The 16,465-nt window shown below is 72.4% G+C and carries 10 protein-coding genes and 3 pseudogenes; 8 read left to right on the top strand and 5 right to left on the bottom strand.

Annotation, left to right across the window (positions count from 1 at the left end; translation table 11 throughout):
- Entirely contained in the window at positions 1-591 is a 591-nt protein-coding gene (locus JM949_RS39095; RefSeq protein WP_309232130.1) for a DNA glycosylase AlkZ-like family protein, read from the bottom strand.
- A gap of 52 nt (positions 592-643) precedes the next feature.
- Positions 644-991: pseudogene (locus tag JM949_RS39680) on the bottom strand (DNA glycosylase AlkZ-like family protein); the annotation flags it as partial.
- 262 nt (positions 992-1,253) lie between these two features.
- Between JM949_RS39680 and JM949_RS12465 the strand changes: the two are divergent.
- The 4 genes from JM949_RS12465 (at position 1,254) to wrbA (ending at position 3,712) form a co-directional block, all read left to right on the top strand.
- On the top strand, positions 1,254-1,640 hold the full coding sequence (locus JM949_RS12465) for a hypothetical protein (protein WP_203148598.1): 387 nt from the start codon (positions 1,254-1,256) through the stop codon (positions 1,638-1,640).
- 42 nt (positions 1,641-1,682) lie between these two features.
- Entirely contained in the window at positions 1,683-2,441 is a 759-nt protein-coding gene (locus JM949_RS12460; protein ID WP_203148596.1) for a HipA family kinase, read from the top strand.
- Positions 2,438-2,806, top strand: a complete 369-nt coding sequence (locus JM949_RS12455; protein ID WP_203148595.1) for a DUF3037 domain-containing protein — start codon at positions 2,438-2,440, stop codon at positions 2,804-2,806. Before JM949_RS12460 ends, JM949_RS12455 begins: the two co-directional genes overlap by 4 nt.
- A gap of 285 nt (positions 2,807-3,091) precedes the next feature.
- Entirely contained in the window at positions 3,092-3,712 is a 621-nt protein-coding gene (gene wrbA / locus JM949_RS12450; RefSeq protein ID WP_203148594.1) for an NAD(P)H:quinone oxidoreductase, read from the top strand.
- Between the two features lie 87 nt (positions 3,713-3,799).
- Here wrbA and JM949_RS12445 read toward each other — a convergent pair.
- A pseudogene (locus JM949_RS12445) lies at positions 3,800-5,720 on the bottom strand (anthranilate synthase family protein).
- 204 nt (positions 5,721-5,924) lie between these two features.
- Here JM949_RS12445 and JM949_RS12440 point away from each other — a divergent pair.
- The 3 genes from JM949_RS12440 (at position 5,925) to JM949_RS12430 (ending at position 10,365) form a co-directional block, all read left to right on the top strand.
- Complete coding sequence (locus JM949_RS12440; RefSeq protein WP_203148593.1) at positions 5,925-7,337, top strand: FGGY family carbohydrate kinase; 1,413 nt, start codon at positions 5,925-5,927, stop codon at positions 7,335-7,337.
- Between the two features lie 98 nt (positions 7,338-7,435).
- Positions 7,436-9,946 (top strand): nitrate- and nitrite sensing domain-containing protein, encoded by a 2,511-nt coding sequence (locus JM949_RS12435; RefSeq protein ID WP_309232129.1) that lies wholly within the window; start codon positions 7,436-7,438, stop codon positions 9,944-9,946.
- Complete coding sequence (locus tag JM949_RS12430) at positions 9,943-10,365, top strand: roadblock/LC7 domain-containing protein (RefSeq protein ID WP_030328666.1); 423 nt, start codon at positions 9,943-9,945, stop codon at positions 10,363-10,365. Before JM949_RS12435 ends, JM949_RS12430 begins: the two co-directional genes overlap by 4 nt.
- A gap of 24 nt (positions 10,366-10,389) precedes the next feature.
- Here JM949_RS12430 and JM949_RS12425 read toward each other — a convergent pair whose 3' ends face one another.
- On the bottom strand, positions 10,390-11,787 hold the full coding sequence (locus JM949_RS12425) for a GH1 family beta-glucosidase (RefSeq protein ID WP_203148591.1): 1,398 nt from the start codon (positions 11,785-11,787) through the stop codon (positions 10,390-10,392).
- 840 nt (positions 11,788-12,627) lie between these two features.
- On the opposite strand from JM949_RS12425, the gene JM949_RS12420 reads away from it, so the two are divergent.
- The gene (locus JM949_RS12420) at positions 12,628-15,534 is read left to right on the top strand and encodes a glycoside hydrolase family 48 protein (RefSeq protein ID WP_203148590.1); all 2,907 of its coding nucleotides are present in this window, start codon (positions 12,628-12,630) and stop codon (positions 15,532-15,534) included.
- Positions 15,535-15,849: 315 nt separating this feature from the next.
- Here the strand turns inward: JM949_RS12420 and JM949_RS12415 are convergent.
- Positions 15,850-16,397, bottom strand: a pseudogene (locus JM949_RS12415) (DUF3159 domain-containing protein); the annotation flags it as partial.
- Positions 16,398-16,465: the final 68 nt, after the last annotated feature.

Genomic DNA, 16,465 nt, shown 5'->3' with positions numbered 1-16,465 from the left:
TCAGGTCAGCCAGTCGATGCGGGGAGCCAGCCCGAGGAAGTCGGCGTACCGCCCCAACGCCTGCTCCACCCGGGCCCGCGCGGCGGCGTCGAGCGGGGTGAGCGGCTGGACCGTCACGGCGACCGCAGCCCTGCCGACCCTGCGCTTCCACACGCCCACCACCCGACCGGCGCGGACCACGGTGGCCTGGAAGACGCCGTTGTTGCCCGGCACCACGGCCGCCTTGTGCGCGGGGTCGAGCATCAAGGTGCGGTCCCGGTAGCCGAGCAGGTACTCGTCGAAGCCGGGCAGCGCCAGCACGGCGTCAGGTGCGGCGCGTGGAGCGTCGGCCAGCGCCGCGTCGACGTACATCGGCTCGCCCTCGACCCGCATCGCGAGGATCGCGTCGCCGACGGCGGCCAGCCCGCGCCGGGCGTCGGTCACTGTGAGGCCGCTCCACCCGGCGAACTCCCGGTCGGTGACCGGGCCGTGCCCGCGCACGTAGCGGTGGGCGAGCACTGCCAACGCCTCGTCCCGCTCCGGCCTGCGGGGCGCGGGTGCCCACTCGTCCAGCAGGACGAAGGTCTGGTCGGTGCCGATGTTCGGTGCCACGCCAGGTCACCCCGCCGCACACCCGCCTGCCAGAGCAGGTGGTAGCCGCGCTGCCCGTCGGTGCCCAGGCCGGCCGCGCGCGAGGTGCCAGGCACTGCGCCCGGGTGAGTCGGCCGCCGCCGGCCAGCGCGCCGCCGAGGACGTCGAGCGCGCGGTCCTCGTCGGCCTCGGTGAGACCGAGCTGTGCCCGCCGGGTCGCCGAACCGGCCAGTGCGCGGACGCCGGTCAGCTCCAGCATCCAACGGGCGTCGGCGGGCGGGACGAGGTGCACGGTGCCGCGCATCGGCCAGGTGCGCAGCGCCTCGCGCCGTTCCAGCGCGGCCCGCACGTCGGCGACGTCGCGGCCGGGCAGCCGGGCACCGAGCGACCACAACCCGCTGGACAGGTCCTGTGCCTGCATCGCGCCGAACCACTCGACCACGTCGGCGACGGTGCCGGGACGGCTGTTCGGGTGCGGACCCAGCAGCAGGCTGGTCATCCGCAGCGCCAGGGCGTCGGCCGCGCTGAGGTCGACAGGCATCGGGCGTCCTTTCCGGGGACCGGAGGGCCAGCGTAGGGCCGGCCACCGACACTCCGGCCGACGGGAGGCGTAACCGCCGTTGACCTGGGAAAGCGGCTCGCCGCAAGTGCGCGCGCCGCGCGTACGGAAGGGAGTCAGTCCCATGACCGCCGCAAGCGAGCCGGCACGGAATGCCGGAACGAGGTCCGGGTCCAATCGTTCCGGGACCGGGGCCAAGACCAGCGCCGCCGCGACCTTTGCCCTGGTGTTCGGGGTGGCCGGGCTGTTCAGCGTGTTGACCGCGATCCTCGCCTGGCTGGGGTTGGTGCTCGGCATCATCGGCATCATCCTCGGCATCGTCGGCCTCAAGATGGCGAGCCGACCGGGGGTCACCGGCCGGGGCGTGTCGATCGGCGGCCTGGTGCTCAGCATCCTGGCCGTGCTGATCGGTCTCGGCCTCGCCGCGGGCATCACCACGTTCGTCAACAACGAGAGCGCGGTGGACCGCCTCCAGACCCAGGTCGACAAGCTGCGCGACAAGCTCGACTGATGCCCGGCGGGCGCGGCCGCAGGCCACAGTAGGCTGGGCGGCGTGCTCCGCCAGGTCACCGCGATCAGATACGTCACCCCGCTGCGCGAGGGTGGGTCGCTGCCGGGTGTGGTGGAGGCCGACGACCTGGGCACGTACGTGGCGAAGTTCCGGGGTGCCGGGCAGGGGCCCAAGGCGCTGATCGCCGAGGTGATCTGCGGTGAGCTGGCCCGCCGGTTGGAGCTGCGGGTGCCGCCGCTGGTGGTCCTCGACATCGACCCGGTGATCGGGCGCGCCGAGCCCGACCAGGAGGTGCAGGAGCTGCTGCGCAACAGCGGCGGCGCCAACCTGGGGATGGACTTCCTCCCCGGGGCGCTGGGTTTCGACCCGGTGGCGCACCCGGTAGACCCGGTGCTGGCCTCCCGGGTGCTCTGGTTCGACGCGTACGTCGAAAACGTCGACCGGAGTTGGCGCAACCCCAACCTGCTCGTCTGGCATCGGGAGCTGTGGCTGATCGACCACGGTGCCTCGCTGTACTTCCACCACAACTGGCCACGGGCCGAGGCTGTGGTACACCGCGCCTACCGCGCCGAGGACCACGTGCTGGCGCCGTACGCGTCGCGGCTGGCCGAGGCCGACGCGGAGCTGGCCTCCCGGGTCACTCCGGAGCTGCTCGCCGAGGTGCTGGCGCTGGTGCCTGCGGCGTGGCTGACCGCCGCCGACTTCGAGACGGCCGACGCGGCGCGCGACGCGTACCTGCGGCACCTGTCGCGCCGCGTCAAGCGCACGGCCGACTGGCTGCCACCGGGGGGAGCGGCATGAGGCACCCCTTCGAGTACGCGCTGATCCGGCTCGTGCCCCGGATCGAGCGCGGCGAGCAGATCAACGTCGGGGTGTTGCTCTACTGCCAGCAGCGCGACTTCCTGGCCGCGCGGACCCAGCTCGACGCCGACCGGGTCCGCGCGCTCGCGCCCGACGTGGACCTGCCGGCGGTGGCCGCGGTGCTCGACTCCTGGGACCGGACCTGCTCCGGGGACGGGCCGGCAACCCGGATGCGGCTCGGCGAGCGGTTCCACTGGCTGGCCGCGCCGCGCAGCACGATGATCCAGACCGGCCCGGTACACACCGGTCTCACCGCCGATCCGGCGGCCGAGTTGGACCGGCTGATGGCGGCGCTGGTCAACTGAGTCAACCGGTGGCGGTCGGCGCCGTCCCGCTGGCGGTCCCCTGATCGCGCTTCGCCAGCACCATTGCCGGCGGAGCGCGATCCCCCGTTCAGGTCCCCCACGCGGGGCGGCAGACCGATCCGCCGACACCGATGGATTACAGGATCGCCGCCCGCGGGGGGCACCGGAGCAGAACGGTCGGGAAGTTGCGGAAAATTTGAGCCGAGAGTGTCCGGGCGGTGTCGTTAGAGCGGGTTCGCAGCGGGTAGTCGCGGGAGCTGATCCGAGACGAGAAGGGGACATCCGATGGCGGCCCAGACCAAGGTAGCGGTGATCTACTACAGCGCCACCGGCATCACGTACCAGATGGCGCAGGCCGTCTGTGAGGCCGCTGGGGATGCCGGTGCCGAGGTGCGCCTGCGCAAGGTGCGCGAGTTGGCGCCGGACGAGGCGATCCGCTCCAACTCCGGTTGGCAGGCCCACCGGCTGGAGACCCAGGATGTGCCCGAGGCGATGGTCGACGACCTGGCCTGGGCCGACGTGGCGATCCTCGGCGCGCCCACCCGGTACGGCATGGTCGCGGCCCAGCTGAAGCAGTTCATCGACACCACCGGCCCGCTCTGGGCCCAGGGTGCGCTGGCCAACAAGGTGTACTCCGCGTTCACCTCGACGGCGACCTCGCACGGCGGCCAGGAGACGACGCTGACCTCGCTGTTCAACGTCTTCTACCACTGGGGCGGGGTGGTGGTCGTGCCCGGTTACACCGACACCAGCCAGTTCATCGCCGGCAACCCGTACGGCCCCTCGCACACCAGCAACAACGGCGAGATCGCGCCGGACGCGGTGGCGCTCGAAGCCTGCGCGCTCACCGCACGACGCGCGGTGCAGATGGGGGCCGCGCTGAAGGCGGGCCTGGCCGCCGGCTGACTCGCGCTGGCGACCGGTGGCGCGGGCGGGGGCTCTCGGCCCGTCCGCGCCACCGGTCGATCCAGCCCTACCCCCGGGGCGGGGTGACTATGCGCGTCCGCCCGTCGCGGACAGCTCCTCCGCCCGCGCGGCCGGCAGCAGGTCGGTCACCAGCTCGGTCAGCACGGCGAGCCCGTCCGGGCTGAGCACCGACTCCGGGTGGAACTGGATCCCGGCGAAGCCACGCCCCCGCAGGGCGTGCACGGCGCCGTCGGCCGCGTCCCGGGCCAGCTCCACCGGGCCGTGCTCGGTGACCAGCCGGTCGGCGCCGGCGCGGGCGGTGAAGGTGGAGTAGAAGCCGACCCGGCGAGTTCGGCCGAACAACGACACCTCCCGCTGTAACCCCTGGTAGGGGGCCTCCCGGCGGTGCAGCGCCAGCCCCAGCAGCCCGGCCAGCACCTGGTGGCCGAGACAGACGGCGAGGACGGGACGACCACTCGCCAGCAGCTCGCCCAGCAGCCCGCGCAGCGCCACCACCTTCGGGTCGTCCACGCTGCCCGGGTCGCCCGGCCCGGGACCGGCCACCACCAGGTGGTAGCCGTCCACCGAGCCGGTCGCGTCCCAGGTCCGGGTGGTCACCGCGAGACCCAACGCACCGAGTTGGTGGGCCAGCATCCCGGTGAAGGTGTCCTCGGCGTCCACGATCAACACCCGGCGGCGACCAGTCCGGGTCGGCCGGGCGCCTCCGGCGCCCGCTGGTCCAGCCAGAACCGCGCCAGCGGGGCGTTGCGCGCGGCCAGCGCGTCGCGTACCGCCGGGCGTCGGCCAGCCGGGCGAGCGGCCCGCGGTCGCCGCCGGTCGCCGCCGGGCCGAGACCGAGCGCGGCCAGCACACCGGTGGCCTTGGCGTGCGTCTCGGCCACCTCTCCGGCGGCCGTCGAGTGCCGGACCAGGGTGGCGCCGACCGACACCCGCAGCTCGCCGGTGGGAGAGATCTCGGCGGTCCGGATCAGGATCGGAGCGTCGAGCGTCTGCTGGCCGGCGTCGTCGTGGCCGAGCAGGGCCAACACACCCCCGTAGTAGCCCCGGCCCCGGCGCTCGTTGCGGGCGATCACCCGGCAGGCGTTCTCCATCGGGCTGCCGGTGACGGTGGGCGCGAACATCGTCTCGCGCAGCACCTCCCGCACGTCCCGGGTGCTCCGCCCGGCCAGCAGGTACTCGGTGTGCGCCAGGTGCGACATCTCCTTCAGGTACGGGCCGATCACCTGCCCGCCCTGCTCGGCGACGGTGGCCATCATCTTCAGCTCCTCGTCGAGCACCATGTACAGCTCCTCGACCTCTTTCGGGTCGGCGAGGAAGCGCAGCAGGGCCGCCCGGTCGGGGTTGCCACCGGGGCAGCGGAAGGTGCCACTGATCGGGTTCATCATCACCAGCCCGTCGTCGACGCTGACGTGCCGCTCCGGGCTGGCGCCGACAAGCGTCCGCGTGCCGGTGTGCACCACGAACGTCCAGTACGCGCCGCGCTCGGCGACCAGCAGCCGGCGCAGCGCGGCCAGCGCGGCCCGCAGCGGTCGGCCCTGCACGGTGGCGCGCAGGGTGCGGTGGATGACGAAGTTCGCGCCCTCGCCGCGACCGATCTCCTCGGCGAGCACCCGCTGCACGGTCCGGGCGTACTCCTCGTCGGTGACGTCGAAACCGGCGTCGGCGGTGTGGACCGGTTCGTCGGGCAGCGTGGCGAGGGCGTCGGGCAGGGCGATCCGGCGGTGCTCGCGGATTTGGAGGTACTCCAGCGGGGCGGCGTCGTCGACGCAGGCGAAGCCCCGCTCGGTGACCTGCCGGTACGGCACCAGGGCCAGCGTCCGCGCGCCGGGCGAGCCCGGTGGCAGCGGAAGCTCCGCGAGCCGTTCGACGGTGTCGACCGGGCCGGTGAACAGTTCCAGTTCGTCGGCCCCGTCGCGGCGTAGCAGCGCGAAGGGACCAGTGTCGACTCCGTCGTCGACGGCGGCGAGCAGGTCGGTCAGGTGGGTCATCGGACTCTCCGTCGGGCCGGGCGTCGCCGTCGGGCGGCCGTGCAGCCGGGAGATCCGGCGACCGCCTCGATGGCGGCCGCGTGGAAGGAGCTACGCGCGGGAGATGCCCGCCGGGTCGGCGGGCCACCAACAAGTCAGCTGCGCGAGCATGTGATCCACCCTACGCGCCCGGCGCCGGCCCGGCACCGGGTAACTTGACCGGCGATGAACATTCTCGCGCTCGACCTGGGCACCTCCTCGGTGCGCGGGCTGGTGCTGGACGCGGAGACCCAGCCGCTGCCCGGTGCGCTGGCCCGACGCAAGGTCGACCTCGCCATCGGCGACGACGGCACCGGCACGCTGTCCGGCCCGGGCTACCTCGCGTGCCTGATCGAGTGCCTGGACGAGCTGGTTGAGGCGGGGCACCTGCACGACGTCGGCCTGGTCGCGGTCTCCGCCCAGTGGCACTCGGTGCTCCCGCTGGACCGCCAGGGCGTGCCGCTCGGCCCGGTGGTCACCTGGCTGGACACCCGGCCCGCGCCGGTCGGTCGCAGCGCCGGGCCGACCGCGCCTGACGACCTCCACCAGCGCACCGGCTGCTGGTGGCACCGCTCGTACTGGTCGATGCGGCTGCCCTGGCTGCGCGAGCAGTCCGGCACCCCGATCGCCCGGTTCGTCGGCCTACCCGAGTACGTGCTGGGTGAACTGCTCGACACGGCACCCATGTCGATCTCCCAGGCCTCCGGGACCGGTCTGCTGGACCTGCGCACGTTGCGCTGGGACGACGAGGCGCTGGCGCTGGCCGGGGCACGACCGGAGGAGCTGCCGCCCCTCGGCGGGCTGGACTGGCACGGCCGGCTCCGGGTCGATCTGGCCCGTCGGTGGCCCTCGCTGGCGCAGGCCCGCTGGTCACCGCCGGTGGGCGACGGTGGGGCGTCCAACGTCGGGTCGGGCTGCGTCGACCCGAGCCGGGCCGCCGTCACCGTCGGCACCTCCGCAGCCGTACGGCTGATGCAGCGGATCCCGGCCGGCGAACCGATGCCGCGCCTCCCCGAACGGCTGTGGCGTTACCGGGTCGACCACGACCACGTGGTGACCGGGGCGGCGTACGCCAACGGTGGCAACCTCTTCGCCTGGGCGGACCGGGAGCTGCGGTTGCCCCGGGGCGCCGAGTTGGACGCCGCGCTGGCGCTGGTGCCGACGGGCGGTGGCCGACCGGCTGACCCCCGCTTCGGCGGCGACCGGGCTCCCGGCCTGGCGCCGGCGGGCAGCGGCCAGGTGCGCGGCCTGAGCTTCAGCACCACGGCTGTCGACATCCTGGCCGGCCTGATGCAGGGGCTGTGTGACCTGGTCGCCGAGGATCTCGCGGTGCTGGAGTCCACCATCGACAAACCGGTGGGCGTGGTGCTGGGCGGGGGCGCGGTGGCCGCCTCGGTGTGGTGGCGGCAGGCCTTCGCCACCGCGCTCGCACCGCGACCGGTGTCGCACCAACGCAACCCCGAGATCGGTGCCACCGGCGCCGCGTTGGTGGCGTTGGGCCGGTTCGGCGACGCGATTCAGCTCGCCGACATCGGCCGGACGGACGAACTGGTCTTGCCGACCACGGCAGGACGTTCCCACCCGCAGTATCCTTCCTGAACTTCCGCGTCGCCCGGGCCGTTGACAGCGCTCCCGAGCCTGGTTGGATGGACTGCGCTCCCCGGACCGCGGTGGACGCGGCACACGGAGGAGGCAGGGTGGCGACAGGTTCCGAGCCGGCGAACGGCGCGGTGTCGAACCATCGCCGACGCCGCTTCGATGTCCGCGTCGTGGCGCACCGGCGGCGGTCGCCGTTCCGGTTGCGGGACTGGCGGATGAGCACGAAGCTCGCCACCGTGCTGGTGGTGCCGTCGATGGCGTTCCTCCTGCTCGCCGGGGTGCAGACCAGCACGCTGGTGGGGCGGACGACGGCACTCAACGACTTCTCCGGCCAGGTCGGCATCGGCCGGCAGATCACCGCGGCGGTGCACCAGCTCCAGCAGGAGCGGGACCGCTCGGCGGGGGAGTTGAGTGAGCTGCGTCGGGGCGGCGACCGGCAGGCCGCGGCGACCGTGCTGAGGCCGTTGCAGGCGTTGACCGACAAGGCCATCGTGGAGCTCCGCCGGGCCGCCGAGCCCCTGGCCGACGCCGACGCGTCGTGGCGGGTCGCGTTCTCGGAGGCACTGGAGGCGTACGACCAGGTGGTCGACGTCCGGCCGGCGATCCCGCCGGCGGTGCTCAGCAACAACACCATCCTGGGCAACTACCACCGGGCCGTCAGCGCGATGCTCGACCTGCTCGCCGAACCGACGCCCGGCCAGAACCAGCCGGCGTTGAACGACGCGGTGCTGCGCTACGTCCAACTGGCCCGGGTCAAGGAACTCTCCTCCCAGGTGCGGGCCCAGCTCTACGCCGCCGCCCGCGCGGGTCGCTACGGCACCGAGGACCGGGTGGTCCTCACCGACCTGCGCGCCCAGCAACTGACCGCACTCGGCGCGTTCCGGGTGGCCGCGACCACCGAGCAGATCCGCCGGTACGACGAGACCTCGCTGGCCCCGCTCTTCGTGGCCGCCACCCGGCTGGAGGAGCGCAGCCTGCCGGCCAGCGGCGCGGCGCGCGAGGTGCTGCCGGCGGAGCAGTGGTGGGAGGCCAGTCAGCAGCGTCAGGAGCTGCTGCGCCAGCTTGAGGCGGGCGTGCTGGACGACGCCGTCCAGCAGGCCGACGACGCCAGCAGCGGTCAGCTGCGGGCCACCCTGCTGGTCGTCGGTGGGGTCGTCACGGTCCTGCTGGTCGCACTGCTGATCTCGTTGGTCGTCGGGCGGTCGGTCGCCCGCTCGATGCGGCTGCTGCGCAGCCAGGCGCTCAAGATCGCCCAGGACGAGTTGCCGGACACCCTGGACCGGCTGAAGACGGTCACCGGCGGGGTGCCGAGCATCGAGGTCGCGCCGGCGGTGGTGCGTTCGCTCGACGAGATCGGTGAGTTGGCCGAGGCGTTCGTGGCGGTGCACCGCAGCGCGGTGACGGTCGCGGTCGAGCAGGCGCTCATGCGGCGCAACGTCAACGCGATGTTCGTCAACCTGGCCCGCCGCAGCCAGGTGCTGGTGGAGCGCCAGCTGGAGCTGCTGGACGACCTGGAGCGGGAGGAGAGCGACCCGGACCAGCTGGAGAACCTGTTCAAGCTCGACCACCTGGCCGCCCGGATGCGCCGCAACGACGAGAGTCTGCTGGTGCTCGCCGGCACCGAGTCGACCCGCCGGTGGAACCGGCCGGCCGGCCTCGGTGCGGTGCTGCTGGCCGCCGCCGCCGAGATCGAGCAGTACCAGCGGGTTCGCATCGAGTCGGTGGCCGACGTGTACGTGGTCGGGCACGCCGTCGGCGAGTTGGTCCACCTGCTGGCCGAGCTGCTGGAAAACGCCACCGCCTTCTCCCGCCCGGACACCGTCGTGGTGGTGACCGCCCGGACCGAGGGGACGGCAGCGCTCATCGAGATCGCCGACAGTGGCCTGGGCATGAGTCCGGCGGCGCTGGACCAGGCGAACGCGGTGCTGGCCAGCCCTCCGGCGGCGGACGTCGCGACAGTGGAGCGGATGGGCCACTTCGTGGTCAGCCACCTGGCCGCCCGGCTGGGCGTCCAGGTGCGGCTGCACGGTGGCGAGGGTGGGCTGGTCGCCCGGCTCGGCATGCCGGCGCTGCTGCTGGCCCCGCCGGGCCCGGGGGAGCTGGACCAACCAGCGCCGGCGCGGATGCTGGCGACGAGCGCGGCCCGGGGGGTGGTCGCGCAGCCCACGGCCGGGCTGGGCGCCGCCGCACGGGACCTGCCGGTGGCCGCGCCCGCCGAGCGTCGCCGTGCCACGCCAGGCCGCCCGGTGCCGGTACGCGCCGAGGACGTCCTGACCCCGGCGGCTGTCCGCGACGGCGGCGGCTGGTATTCACGGCAGGGCCCGACCGTGCCGGCGGTGCCCGCGCCGGTCGCCCCGCCGAGCGTTCCGGTGACCGCCGGCACCAACGAGCGAGGGCTGCCGGTGCGGGTGCCCATGGCGCAGTTGAGCGCGGTCACCCGTTCGGCACAACCGACGTCGGCACCGAACCGCACCGACCCGGACCCGGAGGCGGTCGGCGGCATGCTCTCGCGGCTCTACAGCGGAGTACGGCGCGCCGAGGCCGAGGACACCACCGAGATACCCGTGCCACCGTCCGGGGGGCACGACGAAGGGGGACGACAACAGTGACGACGTTGAGCCAGGAGGCGCGTGACCTCAGTTGGCTGGTGAGCGCGTTCGCGGAGCGGGTGCCGGGTGTGGCGCACGCGGTGGTGGTCTCCTCCGATGGGCTGTTGGTGGCCATCTCCGATCACCTGCCCCGCGACAACGCGGACAAGCTCGCCGCGGTGACCTCCGGGTTGATGAGCATCACGGCGGGCGCCGCCCAGATGTTCGACGGGGATGTCGTCAAGCAGACGGTGGTCGAGATGGGCCGCGGCTACTTCCTGGTGATGCAGATCCGCGACGGTTCGATCCTGGCCACGCTGGCCGCCGGCGACGCGGACATCGGCGTGGTGGGCTACGAGATGGCTCGGCTGGCCAAGCAGGCGGGGGAGATGCTCACCCCGGCGCTGCGGGCGGAGTTGCAGCAGGCGCTGCCCCGCTGACCTGGTTGGCCGAAGCCCGGACGGTCACCGGCTCACCGAAGCCGAGCCGTCCGGGCCCGGCTGTCCGGGTGGCGGCCGTTCAGAGGCCGCGTCGGCGATGACGGACCGGTACCAGGTGGCGCTCTTCTTGAGCACCCGCCGCTGGCTCGGGTAGTCCACATAGACCAGTCCCCACCGCTGGTCGTACCCCTCGGCCCACTCGAAGTTGTCCAGTAGGGACCAGACGTGGAAGCTCTCCAGCGGCACGCCGGCGGCCATCGCCCGGTGCGCGGCGGCGAGGTGGTCACGCAGGAAGGCGATCCGGCCGGCGTCGTCGACGGTGCCGTCCGGGCCCATGGTGTCCGGGGTGGGCAGCCCGTTCTCGGTGATGGTCAGCGGAATCGGGCCGTAGTCGCGGGTGACCCGGGTCAGGATGTCGTACATCCCCTCGGGGTAGATCTGCTGCCACTCGGCCTCGGAGGTCGCCCAGCGGTGCTCGGTGCCGCCGTCGGCGGTGACGTAGATCGGCGTGTAGTACTGCACGGCCAGCAGGTCGATCGGCGCGGAGATGATCGCCAGGTCGCCGTCGCGGATGCCCTGGACCATCCGGCTCCGCGGCCCCAGGTCGGCCAGCACGTCCGCCGGGTAGCTGCCCTTGAGCAGCGAGTCGAGGTAGAGGCGGTTCTCGTAGCCGTCGTAGAGCCGGGCAGCGGCGGCGGCCTGCGGGGAGTCCTCGGCCGGGTAGCAGGGGTGCAGGTTGAGGGCGGGGCCGATCCGGCTGTCGCTGCCGGTGGCCCGTAGCGCGTCGACCGCGAGCCCGTGTGCGAGTTGCAGGTGGTGGGCGACCAGGTACGCGGCGTCGGGGTCCTGCCGGCCGGGGGCGTGATGGCCGATGAGGTAGCCGTTCTGCACGACGGTCTTGGGTTCGTTGATGGTGAGCCAGGCCGGCACCCGGTCGCCGAGAGCGCGGAAGACCGCGTCGGCGTAGTCGGCGAAGCGGTAGGCGGTGTCGCGGGACTCCCAGCCCTCGGCGTCCTGCAACGCCTGGGGGAGGTCCCAGTGGAACAGGGTGGCCATCGGGCTGATGCCACGATCGTGCAGGCCGTCGATGAGGCGGCGGTAGAAGTCGAGCCCTCGCTGGTTGGGCGCGCCGGTGCCGTCGGGCTGGATCCGTGGCCAGGAGATGGAGAAGCGGTAGCTGCGCAACCCGAGGTCACGCATGAGGTCGAGGTCCTCGGCGTACCGGTGGTAGTGGTCGGCGGCCACGTCGCCGGTGTCACCGTTGCGGGTGCGACCCGGGACGCGACTGAAGGTGTCCCAGACCGACTCGCCGCGCCCGTCCTCCTTGGCGGCGCCCTCGATCTGGTACGCCGAGGTGGCCGCGCCCCAGCCAAAGTTGTCCGGGAAGCGCAGCGGGCCGGCGGGCCCGGTAGGTATCGACATGGATTCTCCTCATGGATACGGGGCCACCGCCGAAAGATTCGGGAGCGCTCCCATGATAGGGCAGGAGCTGCCGGCCGGTCAGCCGGCCGTGCTGGCGACCGGCGTTGGCGGGCTGGCGGCGGGTGTGGCCCCGAGCAGCGAACGAGGCCGTCCGGGCGGCGCGGCGCGCCTGTCCCGTCGGCCTCTTTTCCTATCGTGTACGGGGGTTTAGTGTGGGGACGGGGGAGGGCAACCCCCGTCCCCACCGTAACTGCACACACACGGGCGGAATTGGGTCCTGCCGTGTGTGTCGCGCGGGAGCCGGGCCACGCGAGTGGCTCTGGTTCCACCTCCCTCCGTGTGGCGGGACGATGGCTGACGACGGCGTCCGGGCTGGCCCGTCGTCGGCCCTCGGTCTGGTTCCCCGGGCCCGTCAGAGACGACCCCAGCGATCTTCTTGTTGGAACCTTGTCGATGGAAGCGCTCCCATCGACCGATGTTGCGACTGTAACGCCCGTCACGCCTTTGTGAAAGACCCAAAACGAGATCGAAACAACGAGCTGATCCGGCGCTCCGCGCGCTTGTTGTGGGAGCGCTTCCATGGCACACTGTCGATTCGACGCGACCGGAGCCACGTCGCGTGAGCGCGGGTCCACCGAGGGCAGCCGGCGGCACCACGCCGGTCACGGTTACCCGATCAGCCGACGGGATCCCTTCCGCTCGAGCCGCACCGCCCTACCCCGGCCGGCCCGGGGGAGACCACCACCTTCCCGGCGCCTCGAATCCCCCGCGGACCAGCACCCTCGCGGGCAGGCGCCCCGCCGGGACCATCCCGGCCTGGCCCGAGGAGACACCGCGCACATGAGACAACTGGCACGACGCCGTCGCGTGGCGATAGTCGCCGCCGCCGTGCTCGCCGTCGGCGGGGTGACCCTGCCTGCCGGCGCCGCACAGGCCGCGCCCGCCTGCGACGTGGTCTACGCGACGAACGACTGGAACACCGGCTTCACCGCCAACGTGACGATCAAGAACCTGGGCGACCCGATCAGCAACTGGACGCTCAAGTGGACCTTCCCGAACAGCAGCCAGCGGGTCGCCCAGGGCTGGTCGGCCCGGTTCAGCCAGTCCGGCAGCGAGGTCACCGCTACCAACGAGTCGTACAACGGCAACCTCGGCACCGGGGCCTCCACCACCATCGGCTTCAACGGCTCCCACTCGGGGAGCAATCCGAAGCCCACCTCGTTCACCCTCAACGGCACCCCGTGCAACGGCACCCCGGCCAACCAGCCGCCGACGGTCTCCCTCGGCCTGCCGACCGGGCCGTTCACCGCGCCGGCTGACGTGCCGCTGACCGCCACCGCCAGCGACCCGGACGGGACGATCAGCAAGGTCGAGTTCTACCGCAACGGCCTGCTGATCAACACCGACACCACCGCCCCGTACGAGTACACCCAGGAAGACCTGCCGGCCGGCAGCTACACCGTGCAGGCCAAGGCGTACGACAACGCCAACGGCATCGGGGTAGCCGAGAAGGCGTTCACGGTCACCGCCGCCACCGGGCCGACGCTGGTCGCCACCCCGTCCGCGGTGAGCGTCAGCGAGGGTGGCACCGCGACCTTCAACCTGAAACTCAGCGCCGCGCCGACGGCCAGCGTGCCGGTCACCCTCACCCGCACCGGCGACACCGACGTCACGGTCTCGCCGGCCACCGCCACGCTGACCCCGACCAACTGGAACACCGGGGTCACCGTCACGGTCGCCGCGGCGGAGGACACCGACACCGCCGGGGGCGCCGCCACCATCACCGCGTCCGCCACCGGTCTGGCTCCGCTGGCGGTCACCGCCACCGAGATCGACAACGACACGCCCGGTGGCGACAACACCTACGTCGCGCGCTTCCTGGAGCAGTACGGCAAGATCAAGAACTCGGGCTACTTCAGCCCCGAGGGCGTGCCGTACCACTCGGTGGAGACGCTGATCGTCGAGGCGCCCGACCACGGCCACGAGACCACGTCGGAGGCGTTCAGCTTCTGGCTCTGGTTGGAGGCGAACTACGGACGGGTCACCCAGAACTGGGCACCGTTCAACAACGCCTGGACCGTGATGGAGAAGTACATCATCCCGACGCACGCCGACCAGCCCACCGCTGGTTCCGCCGGGACGCCGCAGTACGCGGCGGAGTACAACCTGCCCAGCCAGTACCCCTCGGCACTGAACCCGAACGTCCCGGTCGGGCAGGACCCGCTCCGCTCGGAGTTGCAGTCCACCTACGGCACCGGCGACATCTACGGCATGCACTGGCTGATGGACGTCGACAACACCTACGGCTTCGGCCACTGCGGCGACGGCACCACCAAGCCGGCCTACATCAACACCTTCCAGCGGGGCACCCAGGAGTCGGTGTGGGAGACCGTTCCGCAGCCGTCCTGCGACACCTTCAAGCACGGCGGTCAGTACGGCTACCTCGACCTGTTCGTCAAGGACACCGGCGCGCCCGCCAAGCAGTGGAAGTACACCAACGCCCCGGACGCCGACGCCCGCGCGGTGCAGGCCGCGTACTGGGCGCTGACCTGGGCCAAGGCGCAGAACAAGCAGGCCGACGTGGCCGCCACCGTGGCCAAGGCCGCCAAGATGGGCGACTATCTGCGGTACGCGATGTTCGACAAGTACTTCAAGAAGATCGGCAACTGCGTCGGGGCCAGCACCTGCCCCGCCGGCAGCGGCAAGGACTCGGCGCACTACCTGCTGTCCTGGTACTACGCCTGGGGCGGCGCGTACGACACCAGCCAGAACTGGTCCTGGCGGATCGGCTCCAGCCACAACCACTTCGGCTACCAGAACCCGTTCGCGGCCTGGGCGCTGACCAACACGCCGGAGCTCAAGCCGCAGTCGCCGACCGCGGTCGCCGACTGGACCAAGAGCTTCGAACGGCAGCTGGAGTTCTACACCTGGCTGCAGTCCGCCGAGGGCGGCATCGCCGGTGGCGCGACCAACAGCTGGGACGGCAGCTACGCCCAGCCGCCGTCGGGCACCAGCACCTTCTACGGCATGTTCTACGACGTCGACCCGGTCTACAACGACCCGCCGTCCAACCAGTGGTTCGGCATGCAGGCCTGGTCGATGCAGCGGATCGCCGAGCTGTACCTGCAGACCGGCAACGCCAAGGCCAAGGCCCTGCTGGACAAGTGGGTGCCGTGGGCGATCGCCAACACCACCCTGGGGACCAGCTGGTCGATCCCGTCGGACATGGCGTGGACCGGTCAGCCGACCACCTGGAACCCGAGCAGCCCGCAACCCAACACCAACCTGCACGTCGAGGTCATCAGCAAGGGCCAGGACGTCGGTGTCGCCGCCGCCTACGCCCGGACCCTGATCGCGTACGCGGCCAAGTCGGGCAACACGGCGGCCAAGGACACCGCCAAGGGGCTGCTGGACGCGCTGCACGCGGCCAGCGACGCCAAGGGTGTCTCCACCACCGAGACGCGCGGCGACTACCGGCGCTTCGACGACACCTACAACGCGTCCACCGGGCAGGGCCTCTACGTCCCGTCCGGCTGGACCGGGAAGATGCCGAACGGCGACACCATCGCCGCCGGCAAGAGCTTCCTGGACATCCGGTCCTTCTACAAGAACGACCCGGACTGGCCCAAGGTGCAGGCATACCTGAACGGTGGTCCGGAACCGACCTTCAACTACCACCGGTTCTGGGCCCAGGCTGACGTCGCCATGGCGTACGCCGACTACGGCAGCCTGTTCCCGAACGGCTGAGGCAACCCGGGGTGGGTGGCGTGGACCGCCCACCCCGGGGGTCCGGCGGGGTCCGGGGAACGACGGACCCCGACCGGCGGACGGCCTGACACCCACGGTCAGGCCGGGGTGGGCCGGCCATCTGGCCGACGCAGCGGATCGGCTGGCCCACCCCACCGCCCGGACTGGAGCCAGCCGCAAAAAAGCCCAGAAATTCGGGCCGTCACGGGATCACACCGGGGTCCCCGACGGAGTAACGTACGTCACCGGAGAGGCCGCTCCCCCCGTGGCGGCCTCTCCACTTTTTTGCCCATGATCCGTCGTGCCGCGCCCGATTCAGCGCGGCGGTGCGACGCTCCCCCCGGCGGCCGGGCCCGCGGTCAGCGGGTGACGCAGACCCGGGTGCCGGCCGGCAGCGACCGCCGCAGCACCACCCAGCTCAGCGCGAGCGCCGCGGCGACCAGCGGCCAGGTCAACGCCACCCGGGCCACCACCAACGCGAGCACCTGCCCACCCAGGTACAGCGGCACGAACACCGTCAGCCGCAGCAGGTAGGTCGCCGTCCACACCCAACTGGCCCGGCCGTACCCGCGCAACAGCGCCGGGTCGCGCCGCCACCGGGCGCGCTGACCCAACGCCGCGCCGACCAGCACCCCGAGCAGTGGCCAGCGCACCACGATGCTGACCGTCCAGGCGAGCGCGCTCGCCGCGTTCGACAACACCTGGATCAGAAAGAAGTTCTCGGCCCGGCCGGTGCGTACCGCGATCAGCGCCGCGACGCAGACGGCCAGCAACCCGATCAGCACCGAGCGCGGCCGGTCACCCCGACGCAGCCGGACGCCGGCCACCACCGCGCCCACGGCGAGCGCCGCGCCGACCCCGAGGTGGCCGACCTGGCGTACGCCCCGGCGAGCGGGTCTGGCCTCGACCGGCGTGCCCTACATCCTCCGGT

It is taken from the genome of Micromonospora tarensis (genome assembly GCF_016803395.1).
Taxonomy (GTDB): Bacteria; Actinomycetota; Actinomycetes; order Mycobacteriales; family Micromonosporaceae; genus Micromonospora; species Micromonospora tarensis.
The sequence above is the reverse complement of the archived record's forward strand: the minus strand, read 5'-3'. Positions and strand labels throughout refer to the sequence as shown.